Annotated in this window: 9 protein-coding genes; 4 read left to right on the forward strand and 5 right to left on the reverse strand. The window is 75.8% G+C overall.

Features of this window, described 5'->3' with window-relative positions; all coding sequences use genetic code 11:
- Positions 1-273: 273 nt before the first annotated feature.
- Positions 274-1353: a hypothetical protein gene (locus tag J2S46_RS38035; protein ID WP_191291542.1), complete on the forward strand. Its 1080-nt coding sequence runs from the start codon at positions 274-276 to the stop codon at positions 1351-1353.
- Positions 1354-1527: 174 nt separating this feature from the next.
- On the forward strand, positions 1528-3381 hold the full coding sequence (locus J2S46_RS38040) for an Ig-like domain-containing protein (RefSeq protein WP_191291541.1): 1854 nt from the start codon (positions 1528-1530) through the stop codon (positions 3379-3381).
- Positions 3382-3596: 215 nt separating this feature from the next.
- Here J2S46_RS38040 and fusA read toward each other — a convergent pair whose 3' ends face one another.
- The 5 genes from fusA to J2S46_RS38065 all read right to left on the reverse strand — a co-directional run bounded on the left by fusA (position 3597) and on the right by J2S46_RS38065 (position 10318).
- Positions 3597-5735 carry an elongation factor G gene (gene fusA, locus J2S46_RS38045; protein ID WP_191291540.1) on the reverse strand — a complete coding sequence of 713 codons (2139 nt, stop codon included), beginning with the start codon at positions 5733-5735 and terminating at the stop codon, positions 3597-3599.
- A gap of 494 nt (positions 5736-6229) precedes the next feature.
- On the reverse strand, positions 6230-7819 hold the full coding sequence (locus J2S46_RS38050) for a phytoene desaturase family protein (RefSeq protein ID WP_191291539.1): 1590 nt from the start codon (positions 7817-7819) through the stop codon (positions 6230-6232).
- A 156-nt stretch (positions 7820-7975) separates the two neighbouring features.
- Entirely contained in the window at positions 7976-8647 is a 672-nt protein-coding gene (locus tag J2S46_RS38055) for an enoyl-CoA hydratase-related protein (RefSeq protein WP_191291538.1), read from the reverse strand.
- A 161-nt stretch (positions 8648-8808) separates the two neighbouring features.
- Entirely contained in the window at positions 8809-9408 is a 600-nt protein-coding gene (locus J2S46_RS38060; protein ID WP_191291537.1) for a hypothetical protein, read from the reverse strand.
- 115 nt (positions 9409-9523) lie between these two features.
- A complete protein-coding gene (locus tag J2S46_RS38065) occupies positions 9524-10318 on the reverse strand; it encodes an SDR family NAD(P)-dependent oxidoreductase (protein WP_191291536.1) in 795 nt (264 codons plus the stop codon).
- Between the two features lie 710 nt (positions 10319-11028).
- Here J2S46_RS38065 and J2S46_RS38070 point away from each other — a divergent pair.
- Both J2S46_RS38070 and J2S46_RS38075 read left to right on the forward strand, forming a co-directional pair.
- Positions 11029-11559, forward strand: a complete 531-nt coding sequence (locus J2S46_RS38070) for a GNAT family N-acetyltransferase (protein ID WP_191291535.1) — start codon at positions 11029-11031, stop codon at positions 11557-11559.
- Positions 11560-11846: 287 nt separating this feature from the next.
- The gene (locus J2S46_RS38075) at positions 11847-13625 is read left to right on the forward strand and encodes a cation:proton antiporter (protein ID WP_191291534.1); all 1779 of its coding nucleotides are present in this window, start codon (positions 11847-11849) and stop codon (positions 13623-13625) included.
- The last annotated feature ends 21 nt before the right edge of the window (positions 13626-13646 follow it).

The following is a 13646-nucleotide window of genomic DNA, read 5'->3' on the forward strand; positions in this document are numbered from 1 at the left end:
TCTGCTCTCGGGCGTCGGGCATCTGCCGTGGGCCACCCGCCCCGGGCACCGTCATGCCCGTGCGCCCATCAGCCGTGGCCGGCCGCCGACGAGCGGCCGCCGCCGCCGGCCTGCCTGACCCACCCCGCGGCGCCCCACCGCCACGCCGGACGACGCGTCGCCCCCGCCACCCCGGGGCCGCCGTCCCGGTGGCGGGCCACGCCGCGCGACACCACTACGTACCGCACCGCCAGGTCGTACTCCGCGCCCTGGAACCGGAAATGGGAGCACACCATGAGAACGGGACTTCTGAGCCGCCTGGGCACCGGGAAGGCACTGGCCGTCGGCGCCCTGCTGGTCCTGGCCCTGCCGGGTACCGCGTACGCCGACACGGTCACTGCGACCGTGAAGACGCCCGGGGCCACGTCCGGGCCCGCCTCGACTTTCGCCGAGATGTCGACCCACGCCGACTGCTCCTCCGGCCTCGTCTCGGGTGGGGGCGTCGACCAGGCCATCGGCACCGGCACGGTCTCGAACGGCAACCATGTGAACGGGACGTCGCCCAGCCCCGACGGCAGCACCGAGTACACCGGCTCGACCGGGGTGGTCGGCACCGACGTGACGCACTGGCTGGCGATCGGCGGCAGTGGCGGCGCCGTGGACAGCGCCTTCTCCACCACCCCGTACGCGGTCTGCTTCAGCAGCAACCTGATCAACCACACCCAGGTGGTGATGAACAGGACCGCCGGACCGACCACGGCCTCGACGGTCGGCCTGGTGGTGGCCACCTGCCCGGCCAACACCCGTCTGCTGGGCGGCGGATCGCGCACCACGCCGGCCAGCGTAGGCAGTTTCAAGCCGATCGCGTGCTACCCCACCTTCAACAACGCCGGCCACGACTACGGCCGGAAGGCCGCGGCCGACGGGGAGAGCAACCCCGACTCCTGGGCCGCGGTCGGGTGGAACGGCGGTGGTGGCGGGGCGACCAACACCACCTACGCCTACGCGATCTGCAGCGGCAGCGGGATCAGCATCGGCGGTGCCACCGTCAAGGTCCGCCACAGTGAGGTCAGCGGTCCGACCTCGGCGACCTCGGGCGCGACCGTGACGGTCGGCTGCGGCGGCGGGGACGGCAAGCTGATCGGCGGCGGCGCCGCCATCAGCGGCGGCAGCGTCACGACCACCGACTTCACCGGCCCGGGTTCTGGCGGCGACCACCTCAACGGCAGCTTCCCCAGCGATTCGGGCGGCAACCCGGTCGCCGACGGGACGACCACGGCCGCCTACTGGACGGCTTGGACCCACACCGGCGGCGCGAGTTCGCCCGCCACCTACTCCGACGCCTGGGCGCTCTGCGCCGACGACGGGGTCTGACCCGGCACCGGCGGGGCGCGCCACCCGAGCGGGTGGGACGGGCGCCGAGTACGACCGAACCGCCCGCTCGCGGACACCGCGGTCGACCCACGACCCCCACCCCCACCCCCATTCCCCGCCCCGTACCACCGCGGGCCGGTCCCTGACCGGCCCGGAGAGGCAGTGTCAACTCCCATGCAGCACAACGAGAACGACCGGACCGCCCGGCCCGGATCCAGGACACTGGCGGTGGCCGGCGCCGCCGGCCTGCTGGCCGCCATGATGGTGCCCGTCACCGCCTCGGCGGACCCGGCGACCGCCGGCACCGCGGTCCCCCCGGCGGCCACGGCGGGCGGGGCCGCCCCGTGCGGCGCCGGCGGCGTCTTCACGGCCACGCCGCCGACCTGCACCTGGACGGCGGCGGGCACGGACGTCCTCACCGTCCCGGCCGGGGTGACCGAGGTGAGCGTCGACCTGTTCGGCGGCGAGGGCGGCAGCGCCGCCGGCTTCGTCGCCCCGAACCCGCCGAACCCGGGGGCGCCCGGCGGGCTCGGCGGCGAGACCCGGGCCACCCTGGCGGTCGGCGCGGGGCAGCGCCTGCAGATCACCGTGGGCGCGGCCGGCAGCCCCGGGAGCTCCCGGCACGGCGAGTTCGCCCGACCGGGCGGCACCGGCCACGGGGCCGGCGGCGGCGGGGCGCACGGGGGCGGCGGATCCGGTGGTGGCGGCTCGGACGTCCGCGCCGGCGACTTCGGCCCCGCCGACCGGATCCTGGTCGCGGGTGGCGGCGGAGGGGCGGGCAACGGCGGGCCCCTGCTGCGCGGCGGCAACGGCGGCGGCCCGGTCGCGGAGCCCGGCGGCCAGGGCGGCGGCCCCGAGGGCTCCGGCGTCGCCGGCGGCGGCGGGACCCGGTCGGCGTACGGTCTTGGCAGCCCCAACTCGGCGCTCGGCGGCCCGGGTGTGGCTGGCGGCGACATCGACCCCAACACCGGCCTGGTCAACCCCGGCAGCGGCGGGCCCGGCGGCAACGGCGGCCGGGGCGGGAACGGCGGCGGCGGTGGCGGCGGTGGCTGGTTCGGCGGTGCGGGCGGCTCCGGCGGCGGGAACCCCGGCAACCTCTACGGCGCGGGCGGTGGCGGCGGGAGCAGCTTCGCGACCCCGGCGGCCTCCGGCGTCGCCCTCCTCCCCGGGGTGAACCACGGCGACGGAAAGGCGGTGGTCTCGTTCCGCTACGGGACGTCGGTCTCGCTCGCCGCGAGCAGCGAGAGCCCGCTGTTCGGGCACTCCGTCAGCCTCACCGCCACCGTCGGCGCGGCGGACCGGGCCGCCGGCACCCCGGGCGGGGCGGTCACCTTCCGGGACGGACCGACCGTGCTGGCGACCGTCCCCCTGACGGCCGGCCGGGCCGTCCTCAGCACCGGCGGACTGCGTCCCGGCGCGCACGCGATCGCCGCCGGCTACGGCGGCGACCCGGCGTTCGCGCCGAGCGCGACGGCGGAGCCGGCCCCGGTCACGGTCGGGTTCAGCCGGCCGTGCGTGACGACCGCGCACCTCGGGCCGCTGACCGTGGCCGCCGGCGAGTCGCTCTGCATCGGCCCCGGCGGCAGCCAGACCGGCCCGCTCACGGTGCGCCCCGGCGGTGCCCTGGCGGTGTCGGGGGCCCCGGTCACCGGTCCGGTCTCCGCCGACGGCGCCCTCGCGGTGGCGATCTGCGCCGCGCGGCTCACCGGCCCGGTGACCGTCCGGCACAGCAGCGGCTTCGTGCTGATCGGCTCGGGGCAGGACGGCCCGGCGCGCTGCGACGGCAACACGCTCAAGGGGCCGCTGACCGTCGACGCCAACACCGGGGGCGTCCAGGTCTCCGCCGACACCGTGACCGGGCCGGTCCGGATCACGGGCAACAGTGGCGGCGGGCTGCCGCCGCAGCCGGCCGGGCCCGTCCTCGAGGCCAACCGGGTGACCGGTCCGGTGACGTGCGAGGGCAACGAACCGGAGCTTCGGCAGACGGACAACACGGTGGACGGGCCGCGGTCGGGCCAGTGCCGCTGAGGCCCGTGCCGCCGCGGCTCGTACCGGAGAGGCCCGTGCCGGTGCGGCTCGTGCCGCGGTGTCGCGCCCGATGACGGTGGACGGGCGCCGCCACCACGGCGACGCCCGTCCAGCAGGGGAGCGGCCGTGGCGCCCAGCCCGAGGGCCGGCCGCCGCCCGGACGTACGGGCGGCGGCCGGCCCGGCTCCGCGGGCCCCGACGGTTGCGCCCCACCCCTACCGGAGCGGCGTCGCCGGGGCCGCGCCCGGCCGCGGGGCCGGCGCCGGGGCGTAGCCGGTGGGCCGGGTGGTGAAGGTCCCCCGGCCCTGGGTGCGGCCGCGCAACCGGGTCGCGTAGCCGAACAGCTCGGCCAGCGGCACGGTCGCGGTGATCACCGCGGTGCCGCCCCGGGTGGTCGAGCCGGAGACCCGGCCGCGCCGGGCCGCCAAGTCCCCGAGCACCCCGCCCACGGCGTCCTCGGGCACCGTCGCGGTGAGTTCGACCACCGGCTCCAGGAGCGCCGTGGCGGCGGCCCGCAGCGCCTCCCGCAGGGCGAGCCGGCCGGCCGTGCGGAACGCCATCTCCGAGGAGTCCTTGGGATGGGTGGCCCCGTCGGTCAGGGTGACCCGCAGTCCGGTGACCGGATGACCCCCGAGGGGGCCCTCCGTCAGGGCGTCGCGGCAGCCGGCCTCGACCGCCCGGACGTACTCCTGCGGCACCCGTCCGCCGACCACGGCCGACCGGAACTCGAAGAGCGCCCCGCCGTCCGCGCCCGCACCCTCGCCGCCGCCGGCGGTGGTCGCCGCCAGTGGATCCACGTCCAGCACCACATGGGCGAACTGCCCGGCGCCGCCCTCCTGTTTGACGTGCCGGTAGAGCAGCCCGGACACCGCACGGGTGACCGTCTCCCGGTAGGAGACCTTCGGCCGGCCGACGCCGACCTCCAGCCCCTGGGCGCGGCGGACCTTCTCCACCGCGACCTCCAGGTGCAGTTCGCCCATCCCCGACAGCACGGTCTGGCCGGTCTCCGGGTCGGTGCGCAGGACCAGCGAGGGATCCTCCTCCACCAGCCGGGCCAGCGCGGCGGCCAGCCGGTCGGTGTCGGTGCTCCGCCGGGCCTCGACCGCCACCGAGACGACCGGGTCGGCCACCGAGGGCGGTTCGAGGAGCAGCGGGGCGGCGGGCAGGCAGAGGGTGGCCCCGGCGCGGGCTGCCTTCGGCCCGATCACCGCGACGATGTCCCCGGCCACCGCCCGGTCCACCTCCGCGTGCCGGTCGGCCTGGACCCGCAGGATCCGGCCGATCCGCTCGGTCCGCCGGGCGCCCACGTCCAGCACCGCCGCTCCCTTGTCGATCGTGCCCGAGTAGACCCGCAGGTAGGTCAGCCGCCCGGTGGCGGTGGAGTTCACCTTGAAGACCAGCGCCGCGAACGGCTCCGCCGGGTCGGCGGCCCGCCGCTGCTCGCCGCCGCCGTGGGTGCCGCGTACCGGTGGCACGTCCAGCGGGGAGGGCAGGTAGGCGACCACGGCCGCCAGCAGCGGCTCGATCCCGCGGTTGCGGTAGGCGGAGCCGCAGAGCACCACCAGGCCCTCGCCGGTACGGGTCAGCTCGCGCAGGGCCGCGGCCAGGGTCGGCGCGGAGAGCGCGGAGTGCTCGCAGAACTCCTCAAGGGCGCCCGGGTGCCGTTCGGCCACCGCCTCCTCCAGTTGGCGTCGGCGCTGCCGGGCCTCCTCCCGCTGCTCGGCCGGCACCGGGCCCTCCAGCGCGCCGGCGTGGCCGTCCGCCCAGGTCAGCGCCCGCATCCGGAGCAGGTCGACGACACCGGTGAAGTCGTCCTCCCGACCGATCGGCAACTGCACCACGAGCGGGGCCGGATGCAGCCGGCGGCGGATCGAGTCGACCGCCGCGTCGAGGTCGGCGCCCGCCCGGTCCAGCTTGTTGACGAAGGCGATCCGCGGCACGCCGTGCCGGTCGGCCTTGCGCCACACCGACTCGCTCTGCGGTTCCACCCCGGCGACGGCGTCGAACACCGCGACGGCCCCGTCGAGCACCCGCAGGGAGCGCTCCACCTCGTCCGAGAAGTCGACGTGGCCCGGGGTGTCGATCAGGTTGATCCGGTGGCCGTCCCAGTCGCAGCTGACGGCCGCGGCGAAGATGGTGATGCCCCGGTCGCGCTCCTGCGGGTCGAAGTCGGTGACGGTGGTGCCGTGGTGGACCTCGCCGCGCTTGTGGGTGGCGCCGGTGAGGTAGAGGATCCGTTCGGTGACGGTGGTCTTGCCGGCGTCGACGTGGGCGAGGATGCCCAGGTTGCGGACGGTGCTCAGGGCGCCGGTGGTCGTCCGGGCGACGGGGCGGGGCCGGGGTTCGGTACGCATGGCCGATGGCCTTTCGGGATGATCCGGGAAGGGGGCGGCGCGATTCCCGGACGAAACGGCCTGGAGCCCAGGCCGGTCGGACCCCTGCTGCGGTGCGGCCCGGCCTGCCACCGCGCGGCCGGGGCCGGTCGCGGTGGTTCGGGCGGGCCCGGCAACGGCCGGGCAGGGGTCAGGTGTTCGTCGCGGACTTCCGGTGGCGGCCGCGCAGCCGGCACCGGGCGCACGAAGACACCAGGATCACCTCGAACCGGGACGCGGGGACGACGACAGCGGTGCGGTAGCGCACGGCCGGCTCCCCTCACTCGTCACGGATGCGCACCGCGTGGTTCACGGCGGTGCGCGCTTCGTCGGCGAGTGTAGGCAGCCGGGCACCGGCCGCGCACCCCAATTGAATCCGGCTGACACCCCGTCCGGCCGGGCCGTCCGGCGCGGGGGAGACCGCCCGGAATTCCGCCGTTCGGCGCGGGGTCGGCCGCCCGTCCTTCCGCCGTCCCTCAGCGGCCGAGCGCCGCCATCGCCGCGTTGTGGCCGGGGATCCCGCTGACGCCGCCGCCCCGGGTCGCGCCGGCCCCGCACAGCAGCACGTTGGGGTGGCCGGTGGCGACGCCCCACCGGTCGGACGGGTCCTCGCCGTACGGGAACCGCAGGTCGCGGTGGAAGATGTTGCCGCCCGGCAGGCCCAGTTCACGCTCCAGGTCCAGCGGCGTCTTCGCCTCGATGCAGGGCCGCCCGTGCTCGTCGGTGGCCAGGCAGTCGGCGAGCGGTTCGTCGAGGTGGGCGTCCAGCGGCGCGAGGACGGCCCGCAGGGCGGCCTCCCGCCGCGCCGACTCCTGCCCGCGGTCCCCGTCGTCCGGGAACAGCCGTGCGGGCAGGTGCAGACCGAACAGGGTCAGGGTGTGGTAGCCCCGGGCCACCAGCTCCGGGCCGAGGATCGACGGATCGGTGAGCGAGTGGCAGTAGATCTCGGACGGCGCGGCCGCCGGGACGCGCCCGGCCGCTGCCTCCCGGTAGGCCGTCTCCAACTGGCTGTAGGACTCCGCGATGTGGAAGGTCCCGGCGAAGGCCTCGCGCGGGTCCACGGCGCGGTCGCGCAGCCTTGGGAGGCGGCGCAGCAGCATGTTGACCTTCAGCTGCGCCCCCTCCGGGGCCGGGTCCGCGGGGGCCTCGCCGAGCAGCCGGGCGAGCACCTGCGGAGCGGCGCCGCAGAGCACCTGGCCCGCGCCGACGGTGTGTTCGGCGTCGCCCGAACGGAAGCTGACCTCGGCGCCCTTCCCGTCGGTGGCGACCGCCGTCACCTCGCAGCCGGTGCGGAGTTCGGCGCCGGCGGACCGCGCCGCCTCGTCCAGGCCCCGGGTCAGCGCCCCCATCCCGCCCACCGGCACGTCCCAGTCGCCGGTGCCGCCGCCGATCACGTGGTAGAGGAAGCAGCGGTTCTGGCGCAGCGAAGGGTCGTGGGCCTGGCTGAAGGTGCCGATCAGGGCATCGGTCAGGACCACTCCGCGGACCAGGTCGTCGGTGAACCACTGCTCGACGGCCTCCCCGATCGGACGCTCGAACAGTGCCTCCCAGGCCGCCGGATCCCCCACCCGCGCACGCAGCTCCTCGCGTGAGGGCAGCGGCTCGGTGAGGGTCGGGAACACCTGCCGGGCGACCTGGCCGGTCATCCCGTAGAACGCCTGCCAGGCTTCGAACTCACGCTCCGATCCAGTGAGTTCGCGGAAGGCGGCGGCCGTCCTGGTGTCGTCCCCGACGTCGACCAGCAGTCCGGTCGGGTGCCCGTCCCGGGTGGTCGGGGTGTACGAGGAGATCCGCCGCCGGCGCAGCTCGACCTTCAGCCCCAGCTCGGTGACGATCTTGCGCGGCAGCAGGCTCACCAGGTACGAGTACTGGGACAGCCGGGCCGGCACGCCCGGGAAGGCCTGGGTGGAGACAGCCGCCCCGCCGGTCCGGCCGAGCCGCTCCAGCAGGAGCACGCTGCGCCCGGCGCCGGCCAGGTAGGCGGCGGCGACCAGGCCGTTGTGCCCGCCGCCGACGATCACCACGTCGTAGGAGGAGCGGGACGGGAGCTCGGATGCCGTGTGCATGCCGCCGTCCTATCAGGGCCGTGCGGGTGTTGGCCAGAGCCTTGCGCCGATCGGGGCGCTGGGTGGCGCGGCGACCGGTGCGGGGGTGCCGGGGGCCCGGGCGGCCAGCCGGGGGCGGCCTGGGGGTGGGGCGGCGGGGGCGGCCGTGCTGCGGGCTCAGTCGAGCGTGAACTCCTTCTCCTGCAGCGCCTCCAGGGCCCGGGCGTACATCCGGGTCTTGATCGTCCCCACGGTCGGGCCGGCCTTGGTGGTGTGCGCGGCCGCGATCGCGACGGCCGTCCGGCGGACGGCGTCCTCCTCGGCGGTGCGGTCGACCACCCCGGCGGCGAGGGCGTCGTGGCCGCCGTACCGGCGGGCGGTGACCATGGCCTCGTGGGCGGTCAGCGGGGACAACCGGGCCTGGATCAGCGCGGACATGCCGGCGGTGAACGGGATGTTGATCTCGGCCTCGGGCAGGCACCAGAAGCCCCGGTCGGCGCGCATCACCCGGAAGTCGTGGGCCAGCGAGAGCATCGCGCCGGCGGCGAAGGTGTGTCCCTGGAGGGCAGCGACGGTGACCATCGGGAGGGTCAGCACCCGTGCCAGCAGGGCCTGGACGCCGCCGACGTACTCGTCGGCCCGGTCGGAGTTGGCGAACAGCCACTCCAGGTCGAGGCCGTTGGAGAAGAACTTGCCGCTCGCGGCGGTCACCAGGGCGCGCGGCCCCTGCGCCTGCTCGACCTCGTCCAGCAGCGCGTTGACGGAGACGAGCCAGTCGGGGTGGAAGCGGTTCTCGGTGTCTCCGATGTCCAGGACGAAGACGCCGTCCTGACGGTCGAGCGTGGGCATGACTGCTCCTCGGTCCGGGGCGGTGGGTGTGGTGACCGGCGGTGGTTACCGATGGGTAACCATGCTGCACGGCATCGTACATAACCGCGCCCCGGTTGTCCCCGGTCCGGCGGCCCGGACCGGGAAGCGGCTGGGACCACCACCGTCCGCCGCAGTGCGCGTCAGGGCCGGTCGGCGGCCCGTACCTCCTGGAGCAGACCCCAGGTGAAGTCCGCGGTCAGGCCGCACGGAACACCCGCCGGATCGGGCGCGGCGAAGTCCAGCTGCCAGCGCGTCGGCGCGCTGCCCTCCCGCGGCACGGCCGGCGGGAAGGCCTCGGCCACGTCCGACACCACGCAGCTCCACGGCGTCAGGTCGGCGAGGGTCCGCAGGTCGGGCGGGGACGAGCCGTCGGCCCGCACCAGCCACTCGTTCAGCACCGGGCCGCTCCCGCCGCCGGGGCTCCCCGGGCCGAGCAGCACCTCGAAGCGCAGCTCGGGCCAGAGCGGGAGCGCCCACTGCTGGGCCGTGCACCCGAGGTCGCCGATCCGCAGCGGGCGGCTCGACTCCGGCGGCCCGAGCACCAGCGTGAACCGGCCCGCCCCGCGCGGGAAGCGGGGTGCGCGGATCATCGCCTGCCAGCGCCTGTTCGCCTCCCGCAGCTCGGCCCGGGACGAGCCGAGCCACCGCACCGCCTCCTCGACCAGTCCGGGGTTGAAGTCGGCCATCCGCCGCAGCAGCACCAGCTGGAACTGCGTCGTCCCGAAACCCTGCAGAGCCATCCGGCCAGGCTAGCCACCCCGGCACGAGGACGCCCGGTACGTCCACCCCGGCACGAGGGCGTCCGGGTACGCCCACCCCGGCGGCCCGGTCCGGTCGCCGCCGGTCCGACGCCGGTCACGGCAGGATGGCGTCCACGTACCCGCCGTCCACCCGGACCGCCGCGCCGGTGGTCGCCGACGCCTGGGGCGAGCTGAGGTAGACCACCAGGTTCGCGATCTCCGCCGGTTCGATCAGCCGGCCCAGCAGCGACTGCGGACGGTACTCCCGCATGAACTCGCGCTGCGCCCGCTCCCAGGGGAGGTCCCGGTCGACCAGCGAGTACACGAAGTCCTCGATGCCCTCGGTGCGGGCGGGGCCGGCGATCACGGAGTTCACCGTCACCCCGCTGCCGGCCGCCGCCTTCGCGAAGCCGCGCGACACCGCGAGCAGGGCGGTCTTCGACATGCCGTAGTGGATCATCTCGGTGGGGATCACCACGGCGGAGTCGCTGGCGATGTTCTGGATCCGGCCCCAGCCGCGCTCCGTCATCCCGGGCAGGTAGGCCCGGATCAGCCGCACGGCGCTCAGCACATTGGTCTCGAAGTACTCGCGCCACAGGCCGTCGTCGATGTCCAGGGCGGGCGTGGGGCCGAAGATGCCCAGGCTGTTGACCAGGATGTCGGTCTGCGGGACGGCCTCGCACAACTGCTCGGCGCCCTCGGCGAGGGTCAGGTCGCCCGCCACGGCGGACACCTCGGCCGCCGGGACGGTGTCGCGCAGCCGCTCCTCCGCCCGGCGCAGCCGCGCCTCGGAGCGCCCGGTGAGCACCACCCGCGCCCCCGCGCCGGCCAGGCCGGTCGCGATGGCCAGGCCGATGCCCTGCGAGGAGCCGGAGACGACCGCGGTCCGGCCGGACAGATCGATCTGCACACACACTCCAGGGGCGAGCGGGGCCGGGGAGACAGTTGCTCCCAACGTCGTGAACAGTGTGATCACCGGACCTCGGGATCCCGGCGCGGCGCGCCGCACCCGGGGCGCCGCCGATCGGGTCGGCTCCGACCGGGCGAGCGCCGCCGGCCAAGCGGTGGGTCTGGCGGCGGCCCTTGCGCCGGGCCGGGATTCCCGGGCCGCGTGCTTGCGTGATCCGGCGGTCGGAGGGATGGTGGAAGGAGCTGATCAGCGCGCTCCGCGGGACGGAGCCGACCCGGCGGCCGGCGGAGACCCGGTCGTCGAGGTCCATGAGAACAATGGTGAAGGCACGAGAATTCGACGTGTTGTGAAGTGTTTCGAAGGCCTCGCTGTCAGGACCTCGGTGTCTTGAGGAGGCCTGGTCGAGGAGTCATCGCTCCGCCGAGGCGGAGCCGCGCCGGACATCCAGGGCGGGAGCCCGCAGCACCGGCGAGGGACCGCTGTCACGGCCCCGTGAAACCATCTCCGCCGGGGGCGGAGAGGTTGGGAGGCCCGGCCGGAGAGCCGGGCCTTCGCCTTGTCCCCGCGCCCGCGCCGCTCCCGCTCCGCCGCTCCAGGGCAGCCCTCCCGGGCAGCCTCCCGGGCCGGGCCCATCGGGCCGTCACCCGGTCCGCGGCCGCGGCGGCGGGCACGGATTACCGGATCGGCCCGGCAGTCGACAGGATGGGGTCATGACCGAGATCCACACCCCCAGGCTCGTCCTCCGCCGCTGGACCGACGACGACCTCGTACCCATGGCGGAGATCAACGCGGACCCGGAGGTCATGCGCTGGATCGGCGACGGCTCCGGGTACGACCTGGAGCGGACGGCGGAGGCCATCGAGGGCTGGGAGGAGGACTGGGACGAAGAGGGTTTCGGCCTGTTCGCCGTCGAGCTGCTGGCCTCGGGCGAACTCGCCGGCTTCACCGGCCTCTCGGTGCCCGACCGGCTGCCCGAGCTCGGGTCCGTGGTGGAGATCAGCTGGCGGTTCGGCCGGCAGTTCTGGGGGCAGGGCTACGCCTCGGAGGCGGCGCACGCCGCCCTGGAGTTCGCGTTGGAGGACCGGGGTCTCGACCGGGTCTTCGCCGTGGTCCGCTCCGGTGACGAGGCCTCCCGCAACGTCGTCTCGAAGCTCGGCATGGAGCTGGTGTCCGAGACCAGGGACCCGGAGTCCGGCCACCCCCTGCAGGTGCACGCGATCGACCTCACCGAGTACGCCTGACGCCTGACCTCCCTCCGCCCCGCACCGGACGGCGGCCCGGCACCGGACAGCGCCGGCCGGGCCGAGGCGCCCGCCCCGTCACCCGTCACCCGTCCGCCGCGCCGATCGGGCCCGGGCGGGCCGGCCTGGCAGGGAATCGGGCCGCACCGACGTGTCCTCCTTGACTCGGCCGACCCGGGCCCGCACGCTCCGGAGGAGGCGGCCGGGCCGGACCGGGCCACCGCCGGGCCGGGCCCGCGTCCGCCCCGGCCGGTTCGTCCGACCACGCGGGCGCGCGGAGGCCCTACGTGACGACCGACGAGGTCCTCATCGGCGTGGGCCTGACCCTGGCGCTGGCCGTCGGCTCGCAGATCCTGGCCGGCCGGCTGCGGGTCCCCGCGCTGGTGGTCCTGCTGCCGGTGGGGTTCGCCGCCGGGGCCCTCTTCGACGACCTGGACCCGCAGCGGTTGCTGGGCACCGCCTTCTCGCCGCTGGTCTCGCTGGCGGTCGCGGTGATCCTCTACGACGCCGGCCTCGGCCTGGACCTCAGGAAGCTGAAGGGGCACATCCCGCGGGTCGTGGTCCGGCTGATCTGGGTCGGCGTGCTGGTCACCTGGCTGGTCGGGGCGGCGGTCGCGATGCCGCTGCTCGGGATGGACCGGCGGTCCGCCGTGATGCTCGGAGCGATCCTGGTGGTGTCCGGGCCGACCGTGGTCGGGCCGCTGCTGGCCTTCGTCCGCCCCAAGGACCGGCTGCAGCACATCCTGGTCTGGGAGGGCTCGCTGATCGACCCGGTCGGCGGCATCCTCGGGGCCCTGGTCTTCCACGTGGTCGCCACCGGGACGGGGGTCCGGCTGCGCACCGGCCTGTTCCAGTTCCTGGCCAGCGTGGGGATCGGGCTGGCCTGCGGCATCGCCGGGGCGGGCCTGCTCTGGGTGCTGCTGAGGGTGCTCCGGCTCGGCGAGGTGCTCGGCACCACGGCGCAGCTCGCCGCCGTGATCGGGGTGGCGGCCGTCAGCGACGTCCTGCGCGACGACACCGGGCTGATCACCGCGGTGGTGATGGGCCTGGCCGTGGCCAACGTCCGAGCCTTCGACGGCCCGGCCCGGCGGCCGTTCTTCGAGACGCTGGTCAGCCTGATCCTCGGGCTGCTCTTCGTCTCGATCTCGGCCACCGTCACCCCGGACTCGCTGCGGGACGTGGCGTTCCCGGCACTGCTGCTGGCCGGGGTGCTGGTGGTGGTGGCCCGGCCGATGGTGGCGTTCCTGTCGACCCTCGGCACCGATCTGCCGGGCGCCGAGCGGGCCTTCGTCGGCTGGATGGCTCCGCGCGGCATCGTCGCGGCGGCGACGGCCTCGACGTTCTCCGCCGGGCTGGTGGCCAAGGGCATCGGCGGCGCCCAGCGGATCCTCCCGGCGACCTTCGTGGTGATCGTCGCGACCGTCACGCTGTACGGGCTGACCGCCTCGCACGTCGCCCGGCGGCTGCGGGTCGTCCGGCCGGCCCGGTCGCGCCCGCTGCTGGTCGGCGGCGACCCTTGGGTGGTGGACCTCGGGCTGGCGCTGCGCTCGGCCGGGCTGGAGGTGCTGATGTGGGCGGGCCTCGAGCAGCAGCGCGAGCGCATCGAGCGGGCCGGCCTGGAGCTGGCGCCGGGGGAGCTGCTGGCCGCGGCCACCGGGGAGGGCGCCGAACTGGAGGGCATCACCGCGGTGTACCTGCTGACCACCGAGGACGACTTCAACGCGCTGGCGACCGCCGTCCTGCGGGCCGGCGTCGAGGCCTCCGTGCACCGTGTCGGCGCCCCGCGCGACAGCCTCGGTGTCGTGGCGCCGTTCATCGGCGGCGAGGTGCTGTTCGGCGCCGACCTGACGGCCTCGGCGCTGATGCGGCGGCACGAGGCCGGGGCGGTGGTGGTGACCAGGCCGGTCGGTCCCGAGGTGCCGGACGGCTGGGACGTGCTGTTCGTGGTGCGGCGGAACGGCCGGCTGGACCCGGTGACGGAGGCGCACCGGCCGCTGCCCGGCCCGGGCGACTCGCTCGTCCTGCTGACCCCGGCAGTCGGCCGGCCCGTCGGCCCGCCGACCTGACCGGGCGGCCGTTCTCCTTCC

The organism is Kitasatospora herbaricolor (assembly GCF_030813695.1).
GTDB lineage: Bacteria > Actinomycetota > Actinomycetes > Streptomycetales > Streptomycetaceae > Kitasatospora > Kitasatospora herbaricolor.

Coding starts and splice junctions, on each gene's coding strand:
- J2S46_RS38035 (WP_191291542.1), top strand. CDS start 274: ATGAGAACGGGACTTCTGAGCCGCCTGGGCACCGGGAAGGCACTGGCC.
- J2S46_RS38040 (WP_191291541.1), top strand. CDS start 1,528: ATGCAGCACAACGAGAACGACCGGACCGCCCGGCCCGGATCCAGGACA.
- fusA (WP_191291540.1), bottom strand. CDS start 5,735: ATGCGTACCGAACCCCGGCCCCGCCCCGTCGCCCGGACGACCACCGGC.
- J2S46_RS38050 (WP_191291539.1), bottom strand. CDS start 7,819: ATGCACACGGCATCCGAGCTCCCGTCCCGCTCCTCCTACGACGTGGTG.
- J2S46_RS38055 (WP_191291538.1), bottom strand. CDS start 8,647: ATGCCCACGCTCGACCGTCAGGACGGCGTCTTCGTCCTGGACATCGGA.
- J2S46_RS38060 (WP_191291537.1), bottom strand. CDS start 9,408: ATGGCTCTGCAGGGTTTCGGGACGACGCAGTTCCAGCTGGTGCTGCTG.
- J2S46_RS38070 (WP_191291535.1), top strand. CDS start 11,029: ATGACCGAGATCCACACCCCCAGGCTCGTCCTCCGCCGCTGGACCGAC.